At 64.8% G+C, this 15,783-nt stretch carries 16 protein-coding genes and 1 tRNA gene; 8 read left to right on the forward strand and 9 right to left on the reverse strand.

Annotation, left to right across the window (positions count from 1 at the left end; all coding sequences use genetic code 11):
* Positions 1–62: 62 nt before the first annotated feature.
* On the reverse strand, positions 63–1,367 hold the full coding sequence (locus tag M511_RS10720; protein WP_010397616.1) for a class I SAM-dependent methyltransferase: 1,305 nt from the start codon (positions 1,365–1,367) through the stop codon (positions 63–65).
* Positions 1,368–1,643: 276 nt separating this feature from the next.
* A tRNA-Gly gene (locus M511_RS10725) sits at positions 1,644–1,718 on the reverse strand.
* A gap of 188 nt (positions 1,719–1,906) precedes the next feature.
* Here M511_RS10725 and M511_RS10730 point away from each other — a divergent pair.
* Complete coding sequence (locus M511_RS10730) at positions 1,907–2,527, forward strand: DUF5671 domain-containing protein (protein WP_085502182.1); 621 nt, start codon at positions 1,907–1,909, stop codon at positions 2,525–2,527.
* Positions 2,520–2,954 carry a hypothetical protein gene (locus tag M511_RS10735; protein WP_085502183.1) on the forward strand — a complete coding sequence of 145 codons (435 nt, stop codon included), beginning with the start codon at positions 2,520–2,522 and terminating at the stop codon, positions 2,952–2,954. Before M511_RS10730 ends, M511_RS10735 begins: the two co-directional genes overlap by 8 nt.
* Here the strand turns inward: M511_RS10735 and M511_RS10740 are convergent.
* A complete protein-coding gene (locus tag M511_RS10740; protein ID WP_085502184.1) occupies positions 2,951–4,309 on the reverse strand; it encodes a condensation domain-containing protein in 1,359 nt (452 codons plus the stop codon). The two genes, M511_RS10735 and M511_RS10740, sit on opposite strands and share 4 nt — an antisense overlap.
* Before the next feature lie 192 nt (positions 4,310–4,501).
* Between M511_RS10740 and M511_RS10745 the strand changes: the two genes are divergently transcribed.
* Together M511_RS10745 and M511_RS10750 are read left to right on the forward strand one after the other, a co-directional pair.
* Entirely contained in the window at positions 4,502–6,124 is a 1,623-nt protein-coding gene (locus tag M511_RS10745; protein ID WP_085502185.1) for a (2,3-dihydroxybenzoyl)adenylate synthase, read from the forward strand.
* Positions 6,125–6,132: 8 nt separating this feature from the next.
* Entirely contained in the window at positions 6,133–6,378 is a 246-nt protein-coding gene (locus M511_RS10750; protein WP_010397628.1) for a phosphopantetheine-binding protein, read from the forward strand.
* A gap of 19 nt (positions 6,379–6,397) precedes the next feature.
* Here M511_RS10750 and M511_RS10755 read toward each other — a convergent pair whose 3' ends face one another.
* The 3 genes from M511_RS10755 to M511_RS10765 are packed head-to-tail and all read right to left on the reverse strand — an operon-like array spanning position 6,398 to position 9,022.
* Positions 6,398–7,168 carry an SDR family oxidoreductase gene (locus tag M511_RS10755; protein WP_085502186.1) on the reverse strand — a complete coding sequence of 257 codons (771 nt, stop codon included), beginning with the start codon at positions 7,166–7,168 and terminating at the stop codon, positions 6,398–6,400.
* A gap of 4 nt (positions 7,169–7,172) precedes the next feature.
* Positions 7,173–7,814, reverse strand: a complete 642-nt coding sequence (locus tag M511_RS10760) for an isochorismatase family protein (protein ID WP_085502187.1) — start codon at positions 7,812–7,814, stop codon at positions 7,173–7,175.
* On the reverse strand, positions 7,814–9,022 hold the full coding sequence (locus M511_RS10765) for an isochorismate synthase (RefSeq protein WP_085502188.1): 1,209 nt from the start codon (positions 9,020–9,022) through the stop codon (positions 7,814–7,816). The genes M511_RS10760 and M511_RS10765 overlap by 1 nt, the downstream gene beginning before the upstream one ends.
* Before the next feature lie 338 nt (positions 9,023–9,360).
* Here M511_RS10765 and M511_RS10770 point away from each other — a divergent pair, with 338 nt between their 5' ends.
* Entirely contained in the window at positions 9,361–10,335 is a 975-nt protein-coding gene (locus M511_RS10770; RefSeq protein WP_085502189.1) for a diacylglycerol/lipid kinase family protein, read from the forward strand.
* A complete protein-coding gene (locus M511_RS10775) occupies positions 10,332–11,120 on the forward strand; it encodes a metallophosphoesterase family protein (protein ID WP_085502190.1) in 789 nt (262 codons plus the stop codon). Before M511_RS10770 ends, M511_RS10775 begins: the two co-directional genes overlap by 4 nt.
* Here the strand turns inward: M511_RS10775 and M511_RS10780 are convergent.
* Positions 11,117–11,920 carry a VOC family protein gene (locus M511_RS10780; RefSeq protein WP_085502191.1) on the reverse strand — a complete coding sequence of 268 codons (804 nt, stop codon included), beginning with the start codon at positions 11,918–11,920 and terminating at the stop codon, positions 11,117–11,119. The two genes, M511_RS10775 and M511_RS10780, sit on opposite strands and share 4 nt — an antisense overlap.
* Before the next feature lie 163 nt (positions 11,921–12,083).
* Between M511_RS10780 and M511_RS10785 the strand changes: the two genes are divergently transcribed.
* Positions 12,084–13,268, forward strand: coding sequence for a THUMP domain-containing class I SAM-dependent RNA methyltransferase (locus tag M511_RS10785; RefSeq protein WP_240547604.1), 1,185 nt, complete (start codon positions 12,084–12,086; stop codon positions 13,266–13,268).
* 104 nt (positions 13,269–13,372) lie between these two features.
* Complete coding sequence (locus M511_RS10790; RefSeq protein WP_010397645.1) at positions 13,373–14,122, forward strand: SDR family NAD(P)-dependent oxidoreductase; 750 nt, start codon at positions 13,373–13,375, stop codon at positions 14,120–14,122.
* 6 nt (positions 14,123–14,128) lie between these two features.
* Here M511_RS10790 and M511_RS10795 read toward each other — a convergent pair whose 3' ends face one another.
* Positions 14,129–14,644, reverse strand: coding sequence for a L,D-transpeptidase family protein (locus M511_RS10795; RefSeq protein ID WP_138918354.1), 516 nt, complete (start codon positions 14,642–14,644; stop codon positions 14,129–14,131).
* Between the two features lie 17 nt (positions 14,645–14,661).
* Positions 14,662–15,723 carry a GTP cyclohydrolase II gene (ribA, locus tag M511_RS10800; RefSeq protein ID WP_010397650.1) on the reverse strand — a complete coding sequence of 354 codons (1,062 nt, stop codon included), beginning with the start codon at positions 15,721–15,723 and terminating at the stop codon, positions 14,662–14,664.
* Positions 15,724–15,783 lie beyond the last annotated feature (60 nt).

The raw sequence follows: 15,783 nt of genomic DNA on the forward strand, positions 1-15,783 counted from the left end.
TTTAGCCCATCCGGGCTTATGTTACCGTTAACTACGCCGTGCGGAGCTGGTTTTCCAGAGGGTCATTCGGCACTGTTGCGCCAGGCCTCCTTCTCTGATCCTGCGGGCTGATAGATATAGTTGCGGCGGAAGGGATAGGCGGAATGCGCGCCGGGCAGATCGGGCGTTACCTGCCCCTGATCGGGATGGGTCATCAGGATCTGGTAAAGCGCCACCCAGCCTTGCTCAAAGGCCAGGGCGCAGCCCGCAAGGTAAAGCCTGTAGGCCTGCAGAACTTCGGCGGCGCGGTCAGGGGGCATCGAGCGGGCCAGCACCTGCTCGGCCTCGGGCAGCCGCGCCTCAAGCGCGTCGGACCAGGCCCAAAGGGTCCGGGCGTAGTGCGGGCGCAGGTTTTCGGTATCGACCATTTCAAGCCCGGCTTGCGACAGGCTGCGGATCGCCTGGCTGACATGCACCAGCTCACCGCCCGGGAAGATATATTTCTCGATGAAATCGCCAAGGCCGCCGCCGACCATCGCGTCGTCCAGACCCGAGGCGGCGATGCCGTGGTTCAGCGCCATGCCGCCCGGCCTCAGCAGCCGGCGCAGGGTCTGGCTGTAAAGACCCAGATTGGCGCGGCCGACATGTTCGAACATTCCGACCGAGGCCAGCTTGTCAAAAGGCCGGTCTGGCGTCAGGTCGCGATAGTCGCACAGCAGGATGCGCACGCGATCGCCCAAGCCTTCGTCGGCAATCAGGCGGCTGACATGGTCGAACTGATTCTGCGACAGGGTGATGCCGGTTGCGTCGACGCCGTAATGACGCGCCGCATGCATCAGCAGCCCGCCCCAGCCTGCGCCGATATCAACGAAACGCTCGCCGGGGCGCAGGTCCAGCTTGCGGCAGATCAGGTCCAGTTTCGCCTCTTGCGCATCGGCCAGTGTCATCTGCGGATCGGCGAAATAGGCGCAGGAATAGACCCGTCGCGGGTCCAGCCACAGGGCATAGAATTCGTCCGACACATCGTAATGGGCGCGAATCTGGTGGGCGTCGCGTTCGCGGCTGTGGCGCAGGACAGAGTTCAGGCGATTGATCAGCCGCTGCCAGGCGTTGGGGCGAATCATCTGCCCCTCCTGGGGTATCAGCGCGGCGACGACCCGCATCAGATCGCGCATCGAGCCCTCGATCCGGGCGCGCCCGCGCACGATCTCGTCCCCGAGCCGCCCCAGCTTAGCCGAGGCAAGCAGCGCCAAAGAAGTCACGTCCTGAAAGGCGATGGTTACGCGTGCATCCTGCGGACCCAGCCGCCGTCCCGAGGGCAGGCGCACCGCCAGAGGGACCGGGAGTTGCTGAAGTTTTCGTTCGATCAAAGTTTCCAGAGCCGGCATGATCACCTCACGCTTGGGCTGGCCGCGATGCAGGGGTGGAGGGGACGCAAAGCGCGGCAGCGTGTTCCTGACGTCTGTCCCGGATGCTGTTGCCGGGGCAACCTCTCCACCATACTAGCCCTGATTCCCGGAAAATGACCAGAGGCAGGAAGACCTGTCAGCAACGCGCTGACTTTGCGGTGTGGCGGCGGGCTTTGCGATGAGCGCTTTGTGCTGGGACCGGAAACGCCGAAAGCGGCCCGGAGGCCGCTTTTCGCCATTCCCGAAGGAAAATTTTGGAGCGGGCGATGAGATTCGAACTCACGACCCTTACCTTGGCAAGGTAATGCTCTACCCCTGAGCTACGCCCGCACTCCGTTCCGATGGCGCTTCGCCTTCGGTGAGGCGGCATTTATGGGACCGCGCAGGGGGATGCAAGAGGGAAAAAGCGGCCTGCCGAAAATTTTTCACAAAGGACCCGCAAAGGCCCTGTGATCGTAACGACTTGACCGCAGCCGCGCCTTGCCGAAAGGTGCGACGCCAGGAATGGGGAGGGGCCGATGAAACCGTCCGACCAGCTCTCGGAGTTTGTCCAGCACGCGCTTGCACAGGGTGGGGACCGCGATGGTATCGCCCATGCGCTTGCCGCTGCCGGCTGGTCCGCACCCGAGATCGAAGAGGCGCTGGAAAGCTGGGCTTCGGTGCCCGGCCTGCCGCCCGTGCCGCGGCCGCGCCCCTATGCCTCGGCGCAAGAGGCGCTGCTTTATGGCCTGTTGTTTCTGTCGCTGGGCGTAATCGTCTGGCACCTTTGCCAACTTGGGGCAGTCCTGATCGACTGGCTGATTCCCGACCCGTTCGACGGCCCGCATTACGGCTGGGACAGTTCGGTGCGGTGGTCCATCGCCTCGCTGATCGCCTTTGTGCCGCTGTTTCTGGGGCTGAACCGCAAGGTGGCGCGGATGAGTGTCGGCGACGCCGGCAAGCGCCGCTCGCTGGTGCGCAAATGGTTCGCCTCACTGACGCTGCTGGTTGTTGCGTTGGTGTTTCTGGGCGATGGAGTTCTTGCCATATTTGCGCTGCTGAACGGCGATCTGACCCTGCGCTTTGCCGCCAAGGCGGCGCTGGTGGCGGGGGTCGCGGCGCTGGTCTTTGCCTATTACCGGGATGAGCTGGATGATTAAGGGCCGGGTCGCCATTGCCATCGCGCTTTTGGCCGCCTTTGCCATCATAGTCGGCCTGGTGCTGACCGGAGGTCCCGCTCAGGCCCGCAAAGAGCGGCGCGACCGCCAACGTGAAAGCGATATCGCCCATCTCAGTCGCCTTGTCGGCTGCCTTGCGCGCGAAAACGGCAACCGTCTGCCCGAGGAATTGCAGATCACGCCGCAATGTGACTGGCAGGTGCAGCTGGCCGATCCCTTTACGGGCAAACCCTATCGCTATGAGGTGACAGGACCGCGCAGCTATCGGTTATGCGCGGATTTTGAGCTGCTGCCGCACCACCCCTCGGGACTGGCGGTGCGCGATGAGCAAGGCTGTACCAGCCGGTTCTTTATCCCTACCGGCGCAGAGCGGCATGGTACCCGCCTTGCCCCCACCTCGCGCGGCTAGGGCTGCCAGGACGCCAGTTTTGCCAGCGGGCGCGACAGGCTTTCCGGTGCAGCCGCCAGTGCCAGAAAGTGCGGCAGTGCTGCCGAGAGGCGCGCGAAATCGGCGGGTGGAGTCAGGGTCGGATCGGCCTCGATCAACAGATCCAACCCCCGCGCTTCGCCATCGCCACGAATGGTGATGTTGAAACCGTCGCCGGGGCCATTCGACAGCACATGTCTGGTTGTTTCGCATCCGGCAAAGCGCGGCTCGTCAAAGGGTAAAACGTTGATCAGCGGGGAAAAGAAGAACCGGCTGCGCGGCTCCATACCCCAGTCCCCGGCGATCTGTTCGATGCGATAGCGTCCATGGCGGCGCAGCTTGCGCAGCCGTGTGCCCAGCCGGGCCAGCGCCTCGGATAAGGGTTCGGCCTCGTGCAACGTCACGTCAAAGGGCAGGATGTTCACCACCAGCGCCGGGACCGAGATGCTGACGCTGCCCATCCGGCTCATATAAGGCAGCCAGACCGGCATCGAGATTCGACCCTCGCCATCACGCAGCCGCTGGGCCGAAGCATCGGTCAGGCACAGCGCGGTCCAGGCTGAACAAAGCACGGTCAGCAGATCGGGCCAGCCCATCTGGACCGACTGTGCCTGCTGCATCAGTGCCGGGTGCAGGTCCGACAGGTCGTGCATGACCGACAGCGCCTCGGTCGGGTAATTTTCCGAACCTTTACGCAGCACGCGCGGGCGCGGTTCATTTGCCAGCACCTCGGCCCAGTGGTGGCCATCTGCGGCGTGGCGTGGGCTGGCGCGGTAATCCAGCTCTTCGTTCAGATAATCGGCAAGCGGGCGCAGGGGGGCTCCGGCATCGGCACTGCCAAGCGCCGCAGCATAAAGCCGGGCGCATCGCTGTTCGATCAGGCTCATCGCATAGCCGTCCAGCGCAATGTGATGGCCGCGGTTGAACCAGAGGTAATGCCCCTCGGCCAGCCGGATCAGCCACTGTGCGGCAATCGGTTGCTCCAGAAGGTTCAGCGGGGCCTCGACATCGGCCTGCATCAACGCAAAGGCGTGCTCGCGTGCATCCGCCCTCTCTGTCAGGTCAAGGACGCGCAGTTCTGGCCGGTAGGCGGGATCAACCCGCTGCACTGGTTGGCCATCGCTGCCCAGTGCAAAGCGCAGCGCCATGATGTCGGTTTCAGCGATTGTCGTCCGGATCGCCTGAATCAGCGCGTCGGGTTGGGCGACGCCGCGCAGTTCGACCGCATGGGCGACGGTCGAAACCGCTTCGCCAGGATGCAGCCGGAACTCTTCCCAGAAATCCAGTTGAGCCAGGGTCAGAGGCAGCCAAAGCCCCTCGGGCAGATGATGCGTCATTAAGTCCTGTCCCTGTTGCCGGACGTGCTGTTATTGACCTGAATGAGGCTGGCTTTGTTACGCCCCCGGGGGGCGAGGGCGCTGCTGGCTTGCTTCGAGAGAGAAAGCAAGATAAAAATACTCAACTATTGATCTCCGTCAAGGTGCCGTGGGCGCCTGTGGCGGGTCTTTGCTGTCAGGACAGGTATCCCGATGATTGAATTCAGCCCTTGGCCTCAGGACCTCGCGCAGCGCTATCGCGAGGCCGGTTACTGGATCGACCAGCCGCTGACCCATATTCTGGACGCGCAACTGGCCGCCAACCCCGAGGCCGAGGCGCTGGTCTGCGGTGACCGGCGTTTCAGTTATGCCGGTCTGGATCGACTGTCGCGCAACCTTGCCGCCCGTCTGGCGGCGCAGGGGCTTGGCCATGGTGATACGGCGGTGGTGCAGCTGCCGAACGTGGCTGAATTCTACGTCGTATTCTTTGCCCTGCTGCGAATCGGCGTGGTGCCGGTGAATGCGCTTTTCAGCCATCGCCGGCTGGAGCTTGCCGAATATGTCCGCCAGATCTCGCCGCGGCTTGTCATCGCCTCGCGCGGGCATGAGCTGTTCCGCGACGATGCCTTTGCCGATGAGCTGCGTGCGGGCGGTGTCGCCCATCTGTTGCTGTTGGAAGAGGACGACCCGCAGCGTAGCCTTGCCCATTGGCTGACCTTTGGCGGTGATCTGCCCCAAGGTGTGGGGCCGACCCCAGCCGATCAGGTCGCCTTTTTCCAGCTTTCGGGCGGCAGTACCGGTACGCCCAAGCTGATCCCGCGCACCCACAACGACTATGATTACAGCATCCGTGCCAGTGTCGAGATCAGCGGTGTCACCTCTGCCACGCGCTTTCTTTGTGCGCTGCCGGCGGGGCATAACTTTCCGATGAGCTCGCCCGGCGCGCTGGGGGTGTTCCATGCCGGGGGCACGGTGATCATGGCGCCGAACCCCGATCCGCTGACCTGTTTTGACATCGTGGCACGTGAACGGGTGACGATGGTGCCGCTGGTCCCGCCTGCCGTGGCGCTGTGGCTGCGCGCGGTCGAAGAAGAGCCTTCGCGCCGCGCCGGGCTGGACAGTCTGGACCTGATGCTGGTCGGGGGCGCCAGCTTTGCCGAGGCCATGGCGCGGCGGGTGCCCGAACTGCTTGGCTGTCGCCTGCAGCAGGTTTTCGGCATGGCTGAGGGGCTGGTGAACTACACCCGGCTGACCGATCCCGAAGAGGTGATCTTTACCACTCAGGGCCGCCCGATCAGCCCCGATGACGAGGTGCGCATTCTGGACGAGGACGGCAATCAGGTCCCCGAAGGCACCCCGGGTGCGCTGGCAACGCGTGGCCCCTATACGTTCCGGGGCTATTACCGCGCCCCCGAACACAACGCCAAAGCCTTTGACGCCGAGGGGTTCTATCACTCGGGTGATGTTGTGGTGCGACAGGGCGGCAATCTGCGCGTGGTCGGCCGGATCAAGGACCAGATCAACCGCGGCGGCGAAAAGATCGCGGCCGAAGAGATCGAGAACCTGTTGGTGCGCCATCCCGACATCACCCACGCGGCGCTGGTCGCCGCCCCCGACGCGCATCTGGGCGAGAAAAGCTGCGCTTTCCTCGTTCTGCGTGACGGGGCCGGGAAACTGTCGCCCCCGGCGCTGCGCCGGCATCTGCTGGAACTGGGCGTGGCAGAATACAAGCTGCCCGACCGTTTCCGCTTTGTGCCCGAACTGCCGCTGACGGCGGTGGGCAAGATCGACAAGCGCCGCCTGCGCGACAGCCTCGTGGCCGAAACCGCCGCCTGAAAGGACCGATGATGGAAATTGCCGAAAAGACCGACCTGAGCCCCGAATGGCTGGCCGCCCGGGTCCGGAAGATGATCGAGGACGATTGCGAGATCGACCCTGCCGAGAACCTCGTCCTCTACGGGCTCGATTCCATCGCGGTAATGACCTTTTCGTCAGAGCTGAAGCAGATGGGTATCGAGGCCAGTTTCGAAGAACTGGCCCGCGAACCGTCTTTGGATAACTGGTGGGCGCTGATTTCGTCGCGGCTATAGGCCAGGGCGGGCGGGGCTATCAGGCGCGCAGCGTCGCCCCGCCATCCACGTAAATGTCGGCCATGGTGACATGGCCCGCCTGATCCGACAGCATGAACATGACAGCACTGGCGATGTCCTCGGGCGTCGCCAGTTTCCTTAGCGGGATGCCGGTGCGATAGGCCTCAAGGCTGCCTTCGATCACCGCACGCTCGCCCGCGCCGCCGTCCTCGGTCCACATGCCGGTCTGCATCGGCGTCAGGGTCGAGCCGGGGGCCACGATATTGCAGCGCACACCCTGTGCGGCAAGCTCAAGCCCCAGACAGCGGATCAGCATGGTCGCCGCCGCTTTCGAGGCCGCATAGACGCCCATGTTCAGGCGCGGGATCCCCGCGGCGTTCGAACTGACGGCGACGATCGAGCCGCCGCCATTGCGCACCATCGCCCGGCCAAAGGCGCGGGTGACGTTGAAGGTGCCGCGGGCGTTGACATTGATCACCCGTTCCCATTCCTCGACCGGCAGATCCAGCAGCGGTCCGATGGACAGCACGCCTGCCGCATGGACGCCAAGGCCCAAGGGGCCATGCGCCGCCTCGACCTCGGTTACCAGCGTCTCGGCTGCCGCGCTGTCGCGCACATCAAGCACGCGGTTCTCGACCCCCGGTACGGGATTGCTGGCCAGCGCGGCCTCGGTATCGGTGGCGACGACCGTTGCGCCTGCGTCAAGCAGAGCGCGCACGACGGCACGGCCGATACCGCCCGCCGCGCCAGTGACGATCGCGGTCTTTCCCTCAAATCCGGTCAAGCGCATGATTTCACCCTTGCTCCTGCAATGCTTCCAGCGCCTGCCGGGTGGACATCGGCACGCCGCAGGTGGCAGCGATCCAGTCCATCGCCATCCCCAGCCGCTCGCGCGAGAAATCGGCCTGCGCATCGGCGACGGCAAAGGCCTCGATATCGCGCTGGAAGGCTTCGACGGCGGTGGCGAGGCAGCCGATATGGGCATAGACGCCGCAGATCATCAACTGGTCGCGTCCCCGCGCCCGCATCAGGGTTTCAAGGTTCGAGCGTTGAAAGGCGCTGTAGCGGTGCTTGACCAGAACGATATCGCCCCCAGCCGGGGCAAGCTCGGGCAGGATTTCTTCGTGTTCGGGGGTCGCGCTCATCCCCGGTCCCCACAGATCGGCCTGCAACCCGCGATCCGGGCGGAACTGATTGCCTTTCTGCGCGGTATAAAACACCGGCACGCCCGCCGCGCGGGCAGCACTGATCAGATGGGCGATGTTTTCGACCACAGGGGTGATCGGCTGACCCTCGGGGTAGATGCGGCAGAAATAGCGCTGCATGTCATGAACCAGCAGCGCCAGCCGGTCGCGCCGGGGCTGCCAGGGGCCGCGCGGGCAGGGCAGCTCGGCCTCGGCCAGAGGGGCGTAGGGGGCGATGCCGGGCAGGGCCATCAGTTCTCTCCGTTCCAGCGGGCGACCCCGGCCAGACCTGCATCCTGTGGCAGGCCCAATGCGGCCAGGAACGCGCCGAATTTCGCGCCAGTTTCGGCGGCTTCGGCCATCGGGTCAGAGCCGGGAACGATCCCGGCACCCGCGTAAAGCCGTGCCTGCCGACCGCTGATTTCGGCGCAGCGGATGGCGACATACCATGCACCGTCTCCGTTTGCGTCGCACCAGCCGACCGCACCGGCATAGAAATCCCGTGCCACGGGTTCAAGCTTGCGGATCAGATCCGCCGCCCGCGCCATGGGCATGCCGCAGACCGCAGGCGTCGGATGCAGGGCCGAGGCCAGAAGGACCGAGGGCGTGCTGTCATCCCTGAGCCGCCCCTCGATCCGCGTGCCCAGATGCCACATGCTGCGGGTCGAGGTGACGCGCGTGCCCTCGGGACAGCCCAGTTCGCGGCAATGCGGGGCAAGGGTGTCGAGAATCGATTCGACGACCAGCGCGTGTTCGCGGTGATCCTTGTCCGATTGGGCGAGAGCCTCGGCGGCGGCGCGGTCGGCGACCGGATCGGCCAGCCTGCGGGCCGAGCCTGCCAGAGGATGCGAGGCGATCTGCCGGCCCCGCTTTTCGATCAGCAGTTCGGGCGTCGCCCCGCAAAGCATCCGGCCTTGCGGGTGATCGGGCCCCGAGGGCAGGGCCACACGAAATGCCGTCACGCTGCGGTCGGCATGCAGCCGCGACATCAGCGCCTCGACCGGGATCGGGGCTGGCGCTTCGACCAGCAGGGTGCGTGCCAGCACGATCTTGGCCAGCGCATCGGCGCTGCCTGCCTCTTGCTCCATGATATCAAGGGCGCGGGCGACGCTGGCGGCATAAACCTGTGCCGAGGGTTCGGCACGCAGTTGCCAATCCACCAGCGGCAGACCCTGCGGAGCGATGCCCGTGGGGGCGGGGGTATCGGCGCGGGCGCATTGCCACAGGCAATCATCGGCCTCGCGGTCAAAGGGCAGGCCGCCGCCGATCAGGTCATCTGGCGCTGCCGCCGCCAGCGCAGCCGAGATTCGCGATTGCAGGGTTGCGGCATTTCCCGGCTCCAGCCGCCGCGCTGGACCCCGGCCAAGGATACAGCCCGCAGGGCCATCGAAACCAAAAAGAGCCGGTTCAGGCACTGGCGCCGCTGTCTCGTTCGGCGCCTCGGACAGGCGGATGTTCATGTTCCATCTCAATTTTTCTTGGCGGGCATCGTCCGTTGAACTGGGTCGATTACCCATGATGCGGGGCACGCAGTCATGAGCCATGCTGCGGTCAGATCTTTCGGGGCAGAACTCTCCTGCACAGATTTGCACCAACACGGGTGGCGCGCCGCCGCGGTCCCGGCGGTCACGCGGGGCGTGGAAGGGATTGGGACCCCGCCTTGGCTGCCCGGGCGCAATCTGTCAAAGCGCCCCAGGAAAGGCAAGTAAAAAGATCAGGTATATCGTCGCAGGCAAAATGCTGCCCGCTCCGGGTCTGGGCATGTGGAACCGGTCAGCGTTTTCAGAGGTTCCGGGACATGAGCACGCAAGAGAACGACATCACCGGCACGGGTCCCGATGCAGCGTTCGAGCTGTCCACGGCGCGCGTTTGCGCAATTGTGAACATGGGTTCGGGCCGCAAGGCAGGCGGCGATATCGCAGGCGCACTGCGCGAGGCGTTGGCTGGCCGTGTTGCGGCACTGGATATCCGTACCGCAAGGGGTGAGGACCTGCCTGCCGCCGCGCGTCGTGCGGTGGAAGAGGGCTTTGACCTGATCATTGCCGCAGGGGGTGACGGCACGCAATCCGCCGTCGCCGGGGCGGTTGCGGGCAGTAATGCCGTCATGGCGGTGATCCCGGGAGGGACCTTCAATTACTTTGCCCGCGATCTTGGCTCGGGTGAAACGGTGGAAGAGGCGCTGAGGATCTTTGATGCCCCCCGTGTGCGTCCCGTCGATATCGGCGAGATGAACGGTATGGTTTTTCTTAACAATGTCAGCTTCGGTGCCTATCCGGAGATTCTCAAGCACCGTGAAAGCGTCTATCGCCGCTGGGGCCGTTCGCGGATCGCGGCCTATTGGTCGGCGGTGGCGGCGCTGTGGAACCTGCGCCGCCCCCTGCACCTGACCGTCCGGGCGAATGGTAAGGAACAGCGTTTGGCCACGGCCTTGGCCTTTGTGGCAAAAAGCGCCTATCAACTGGATAGCTTTGGGCTGCTTGAGGGTGCCGATTGTGTGCGCCGCGGCCAGCTTGCGCTGCTGGTGGCGCGGGCGCGGCGACCGGGGCCTTTGGTGCGTTCGGCCCTGCGGCTCGCATTGGGCAAGACGGCGCGCTATGCCGATTTCGACCTGATTTGTGCCGAGGAATTTCAGATCGAGACCGTGCCCCGCCACGAATATGTTGCCCATGACGGCGAAAAGACCTGGATGGATTCGCCCTTTCAGGTGCGGGTGCGTCATGGCGCGCTGAAGGTTCTGGTCCCGGCGGAAAGCAAGGGGCAGGACGCGGAATGACGCGGATCCTGCATCTTTCCGACCTGCATTTCGGGCTTGAACGCAGGTCGCTGGTCGAGCCGCTGCTTGACCGGGTCAATGCTGCGCGCGCCGATCTGGTGGTGGTGACCGGCGATCTGACCCATCGGGGCCGCTCGGCGCAATTTGCGCAGGCGGCCGCTTTTCTGCGCAGGATCGAGGCTCCGCTTATGGCGGTGCCCGGCAATCACGACATCCCCCTGTTTCGTCTGACCGAGCGGATGATGCGTCCCTATCGCCGCTGGCGCGAGACGATTGCCGAAAACCTTGAACCCATCGGCAGCGTCGGTCAGGTACGTGTTCAGGGGGTGAACAGCGTTGATCCGATGGCATGGCAGCGGGGCATCATCTCGTCCGCTCAGGTTGGCCGGGTGATCAATGCGCTTGATCCGGGCTGCGTCAATATCGTTGCCCTGCACCACCCGATGCAGCAGCGTCCGCAGGTCGACAAGGCGCTGATGCACGGGGCCGAACCGGCGCTGGCGCGGTTTGAGCGCGCGGGCGTCCAGCTGGTTTTGACCGGCCATCTGCATCTGTGGGCGATCGGGGCGTTTCTGGGGCCGGGCGGCAGGCCGGTCCTGCAAGTGCAGGCCGGCACTGCCCTGTGCGACCGGCCCGGAGATCGCCAGAACGAATTTGCCGTGCTGGAGTTTTCTGGCCCCGACCTGCTGGTCGAGCGTCACGTTGCCCCGATGACCGAGCAGGGCTTTCGCCCGCCCGAGCATCTGCGCTTTGCCCGCAAGAACGGGCTGTGGCTGCCCGGTTAGGCGGCTTTGCCCTTGGGCTCGATCCGGATCGCCGTACCCCAGGGATCGCGGAAGGTCTCGGCCCCAAGGGCCTGCAACCGATCCGGGTCGGCGGCCAGCACTACCTCAGCCAGGCCGGTGGAATCGGCGCTGCGCAGCCCGGCGCCACGGCTGTGCCAGATATTGCCGGCCAGATGGTGGTGATAGCCACCGGTGGCAAAGAAGCTTGCTCCGGGCATATGGGCCATACGGTCCATGCCAAGCTGGTCCATGTAGAAGCGCTCGGCCTCGGCCACGTCGCCGACTTGCAGGTGGACATGGCCGACGACGCTGCCTTCGGGCGCGCCGGTCCAGGGGCCGTCTGCTGCACGCAGCAGACCCTGCAGGTCCAGCGGGATGGTATCCATCTGCACCCCGCTGCCGGTGTGCTGCCAGCTGTCACGGGGGCGGTCTGCATAGATCTCGATCCCGTTGCCTTCCGGGTCACGCAGATAGATCGCCTCGCTGACCAGATGGTCCGAAGCACCGTCCAGCACGATCCCCAGTTCCGCCACATGCCGCAGCCAGCGACCCAAAGCGGTGCGGTCCGGCAAAAGAAAGGCGGTGTGGAACAACCCGGCCTCGCGCGGGCGGTGGCGGGCGGCTCGGTCCTGGCGCAACTCGACCAAAGGCAGGCCCGCGGCACCAAGCACCGTCTCTTTGCCGCTGCCAGAGATACGCTCAAGCCCGATGACCGAGCGGTAGTAATCCCCGACACGGTCGAGGTCGTTGACGATCAGCGCCACGCGGCTGACCTGAATGGGGGCATCACTGGTAGCCATTTGAGGTCTCCGTTATCTGGGTTGGTGCTAAGATAGGCTTAGCCATGATGGCATGAAATGGCGGCAATCGGGGAACACTGTCCCCAATCAGGGGATAATTGGTGCGGTTGCCTTCGCCCCCGCGCCGACGCATGATGCGGGGCCTTTCGCTTGCCGGACCCCGATGAAGCCCCGCACCCCCAAAACCGCACCCAAAACCGCACCCCGACCGCAGCCCGAACCCGCGCCACTTGCCGCTGATCCGGGGCGGATGGAGATATTTCTGGTCGCCACTCCGGGGCTGGAAGAGCCATTGGCCGCCGAGGCGCGCGAGCTTGGGTTTGATGCCCGGATCCAGCCCGGCGGTGTGACTTTTACCGGCGGCTGGCCTGAGGTCTGGCGCGCGAACCTGAAAATTCGCGGCGCGACGCGGGTGCTGGCACGCATCGGCGCGTTTCGCGCCATGCATCCGGCGCAGCTGGACAAACGGGCGCGCCGCTTTCCCTGGGCCGACTGGCTGCGCCCGGACGTGCCGGTGCGGATCGAGGCCACCAGCCGCAAATCCCGCATCTATCACGCTGGCGCAATCATCCAACGGATCGAGGCCGCCATGCGTGACAGTATCGGTGCGCCGATCGCCGAGGACGCGCCGGTCACGCTAAAGGTCCGGATCGAGGACGACCTTTGCACCCTCAGCCTTGACACCTCGGGCGAGTCGCTGCACCGGCGCGGCCATAAGCAGGCGGTCGGCAAAGCTCCGATGCGCGAAACCATGGCGGCGATGTTCTTGCGTCTGTGCGGCTTTAACGGGGCCGAGCCGGTGCTGGACCCGATGTGCGGCTCGGGCACATTTGTCATCGAGGCGGCTGAGATCGCGGCAGGTCTTGCCCCTGGCCGGATGCGGCATTTCGCCTTTGAACAACTGCCCGGCTTTGACGCGCAGTTGTGGGAACGTATGCGCGCCGCCCCCGCCATTCCGCCTGCGCCCGCAGCGATCCGCTATCACGGCAGTGACCGTGATGCAGGGGCGATCCGTATGAGTCGCGAAAACGCGGGTCGCGCCGGGCTGGAAAGCTGGACCCAATTCGAGAATCTGCCAATCAGCGATTTGCAGCGACCAGAAGGTCCGCCCGGCCTGGTCATCATCAATCCGCCTTATGGCGCCCGCATCGGAAACAAGGGGCCGCTGTTCGGTCTGCACGCCGCCTTGGGCGAGGTGCTGCGCGAGCGTTTTTCCGGCTGGCGTATCGGACTTGTGACCAGCGATGCCGCCCTTGCCCGGGCCACGGGACTACCATTCTACGAGCCGGGACCCTATATTGCTCATGGCGGGTTAAAGATCCGCTTGTGGCAGACCGGGCCTCTTTAGGTCGGGAAAGTCTTTTTGAAATTGCCGCATTTATACGATCTGCTGCGGGACTGCGCACCCGGCGGCAAGTACGATGGTTAACTAATAAGCGCAGGAGAACAGCAATGGATATTCGTTTTGATGGTAAGGTCGCGCTTGTTACCGGGGCCGGTTCGGGACTGGGCGAAGCGATTGCGCTGGAGCTTGGCGCTTCGGGAGCGACCGTAGTCGTCACCGACCTGCACGAGGAATCTGCCCGTGCCACCGCCGGCAAGATCATTGCGGCTGGCGGCAAGGCCGAGGCCGTAGTGGGCGATGTCTCGGACCCGGAACAGGTCCGCAAAGCTGTCGAGGCTGCCAAAAAGCTGGGCGGGCTGCATCTTCTGGTGAACAATGCCGGCATCAGCGGTCCTGTCGAACCGACTGGCGACTACCCGCTGGATGGCTGGAAAAAGGTCATCGACATCAACCTGAACGCGGTGTTTTACGGCATGCGCTACGGCATCCCGGCCATTCTGGAAGCTGGCGGAGGCGCGATTGTGAACATGGCCTCGATCCTCGGTTCGGTCGGGTTTCAGGGGGCCGGTGCCTATGTGTCGGCCAAGCACGCCGTTGTCGGTATGACCAAGAACGCGGCGCTGGAATATTCGTCCAAGGGCGTCCGCGTGAACGCGGTTGGCCCGGGCTTTATCGACACCGCGCTGCTGTCCCACATGGATCAGGAGGTCAGGCAGGCGATGATCGCCCGCCATCCCATCGGCCGGCTTGGCCGCGCGGAAGAGGTGGCAAGCCTGGTTGTCTTTTTGCTGTCCGACCGCGCCAGCTTCATCTCTGGCAGCTATCATCTGGTGGATGGCGGCTACACGGCCCAGTAGGCCGTATCAGTCCTTGTCGTGTCGGCTGGCGCGTTTGCGCGCCGGCCAACGCGGAAGGGCGGGAATTTCCAGCACATCGCCGGGCGTGACGGCCGAGGCCAGCCAGATCAGGTCGCGCCGCGCCATGGCAATGCAACCGGCGGTCGGGAAGCCCGGCCGCCGCCATTGGTGCAGAAAGATCGCCGAACCCCTGCCGGGTCGGGCATCGGGCCAGTTCCAGTCAGTGATCAGCACGATATCGTACAGCGGATCAGGCCGCCGCATCGCCTCATGACTGGGGGCGAAAGGTGCGCGGACCGGATGATTATAGGCCGGATGGCCTGATGCGTCGCACCACAGATCCCCCGGCACGATAGGCCGCGCCCAGCCATTGGGCGGGGGCAGCCGGTCGGGGCGATAAAGCAGCCCGACGATCCGATGCCGGCCGGTGGGGGTGGCTCCGTCTCCTTCGCGCTTGTCGGCCCGGATGCCTCCGCGCCCGACCGAGCAGGGAATGACCCGCGACCCTGCACGCAATCCCATCGGCGTCAGCAGCAGCCTCACAGCAGATGACCCGATTTCGCGGCTTTGACATCAAGATAGGCCGTATTGTGGCGGTTCCGGGGCGTGATCAGCGGCACACGCTCGGCTACGCTGATGCCGTGACTTTCCAGCATGGCGACCTTTTTGGGGTTGTTGGTCATCAGCCGGACCGAGGAAAAGCCCATCTTTCTAAGGATGCCCGCGCCGATACGAAAATCGCGTTCATCATCCTCAAAGCCAAGGCGGTGATTGGCCTCGACCGTGTCAAATCCCTGATTTTGCAAAGAATAGGCGCGCATTTTGTTGGCAAGGCCGATGCCGCGCCCCTCCTGGTTAAGATATAGCAATACGCCCTCGCCCGCCTGACCCATGGCGGTCAGCGCGGCATGCAGCTGAGGTCCGCAGTCACATTTCAGGCTGCCCAGCACATCGCCGGTGAAACAGGCTGAATGCAGCCGCGTCAGCACCGGTTTGGCACGCGAAGGGGCGCCGATCTCGACCGCGTAATGTTCTGCCTCGCCATTGTCGGGGCGAAAGATATGCAGGCGGGAATTTTCGGCCGAAAGCAGGGGCAGGCGGGCGTCGGCGACAGGTGCCATCACTGCCTCGGTTGCCATCTGTGCAAGCGCCGGACCGGGCGAAAGGCGCGTCAGCCCCTCGGGTGGCTCGGGGACCGGCACGACCAGAACGGCGGGTAAAAGCTGGGCAGATTTCGCCAGCGCGATCCCGGCGCGATGGGCGTCCACCTGACCGTCGCGGGGGCTGCGAAAGGGGCCTTTCATCGGCGTCATCAGATCGCCAGCCGGATCGGCCACGGCCCTGAGCCACGCCAGACCGGCATCCGGCGGCACCTCGATCCGTGCAAGATCCCGGTCATAGACCCGTACCTTCAGCGTTCTGGCGCGCGGTTCGGTGATCGCCAGAACCGCAGGCCCAAGGGCGCGCATCGTCTCCAGCCGGTCGGGGCGCAGCGTTTCGACCGCAGCGACAAGCTGGCTGCCGATGATCACCGGCAGGCCGATGCGCAGATCGGCGCGGGCGCGCGAAAGTGTTTCGGTCAGGGTCGGGATAAGGGTCATCGGGCCAGCTTGGTTGAAACAATCTGAAACATAGGACGGATTTCCGACAACTCCATGTGA

Source organism: Paracoccus sp. J56 (assembly GCF_019633685.1).
Taxonomy (GTDB): Bacteria; Pseudomonadota; Alphaproteobacteria; order Rhodobacterales; family Rhodobacteraceae; genus Paracoccus; species Paracoccus kondratievae.

Bases quoted from the DNA above. Each gene is read 5' to 3' on its own strand.
- M511_RS10720 (WP_010397616.1), bottom strand. From the start codon at position 1,367: ATGCCGGCTCTGGAAACTTTGATCGAACGAAAACTTCAGCAACTCCCG.
- M511_RS10735 (WP_085502183.1), top strand. From the start codon at position 2,520: ATGATTAAGGGCCGGGTCGCCATTGCCATCGCGCTTTTGGCCGCCTTT.
- M511_RS10795 (WP_138918354.1), bottom strand. From the start codon at position 14,644: ATGGGATTGCGTGCAGGGTCGCGGGTCATTCCCTGCTCGGTCGGGCGC.
- M511_RS10785 (WP_240547604.1), top strand. From the start codon at position 12,084: ATGAAGCCCCGCACCCCCAAAACCGCACCCAAAACCGCACCCCGACCG.
- ribA (WP_010397650.1), bottom strand. From the start codon at position 15,723: ATGACCCTTATCCCGACCCTGACCGAAACACTTTCGCGCGCCCGCGCC.
- M511_RS10775 (WP_085502190.1), top strand. From the start codon at position 10,332: ATGACGCGGATCCTGCATCTTTCCGACCTGCATTTCGGGCTTGAACGC.
- M511_RS10760 (WP_085502187.1), bottom strand. From the start codon at position 7,814: ATGGCCCTGCCCGGCATCGCCCCCTACGCCCCTCTGGCCGAGGCCGAG.
- M511_RS10730 (WP_085502182.1), top strand. From the start codon at position 1,907: ATGAAACCGTCCGACCAGCTCTCGGAGTTTGTCCAGCACGCGCTTGCA.
- M511_RS10745 (WP_085502185.1), top strand. From the start codon at position 4,502: ATGATTGAATTCAGCCCTTGGCCTCAGGACCTCGCGCAGCGCTATCGC.
- M511_RS10755 (WP_085502186.1), bottom strand. From the start codon at position 7,168: ATGCGCTTGACCGGATTTGAGGGAAAGACCGCGATCGTCACTGGCGCG.
- M511_RS10765 (WP_085502188.1), bottom strand. From the start codon at position 9,022: ATGAACATCCGCCTGTCCGAGGCGCCGAACGAGACAGCGGCGCCAGTG.
- M511_RS10780 (WP_085502191.1), bottom strand. From the start codon at position 11,920: ATGGCTACCAGTGATGCCCCCATTCAGGTCAGCCGCGTGGCGCTGATC.
- M511_RS10770 (WP_085502189.1), top strand. From the start codon at position 9,361: ATGAGCACGCAAGAGAACGACATCACCGGCACGGGTCCCGATGCAGCG.
- M511_RS10790 (WP_010397645.1), top strand. From the start codon at position 13,373: ATGGATATTCGTTTTGATGGTAAGGTCGCGCTTGTTACCGGGGCCGGT.
- M511_RS10750 (WP_010397628.1), top strand. From the start codon at position 6,133: ATGATGGAAATTGCCGAAAAGACCGACCTGAGCCCCGAATGGCTGGCC.
- M511_RS10740 (WP_085502184.1), bottom strand. From the start codon at position 4,309: ATGACGCATCATCTGCCCGAGGGGCTTTGGCTGCCTCTGACCCTGGCT.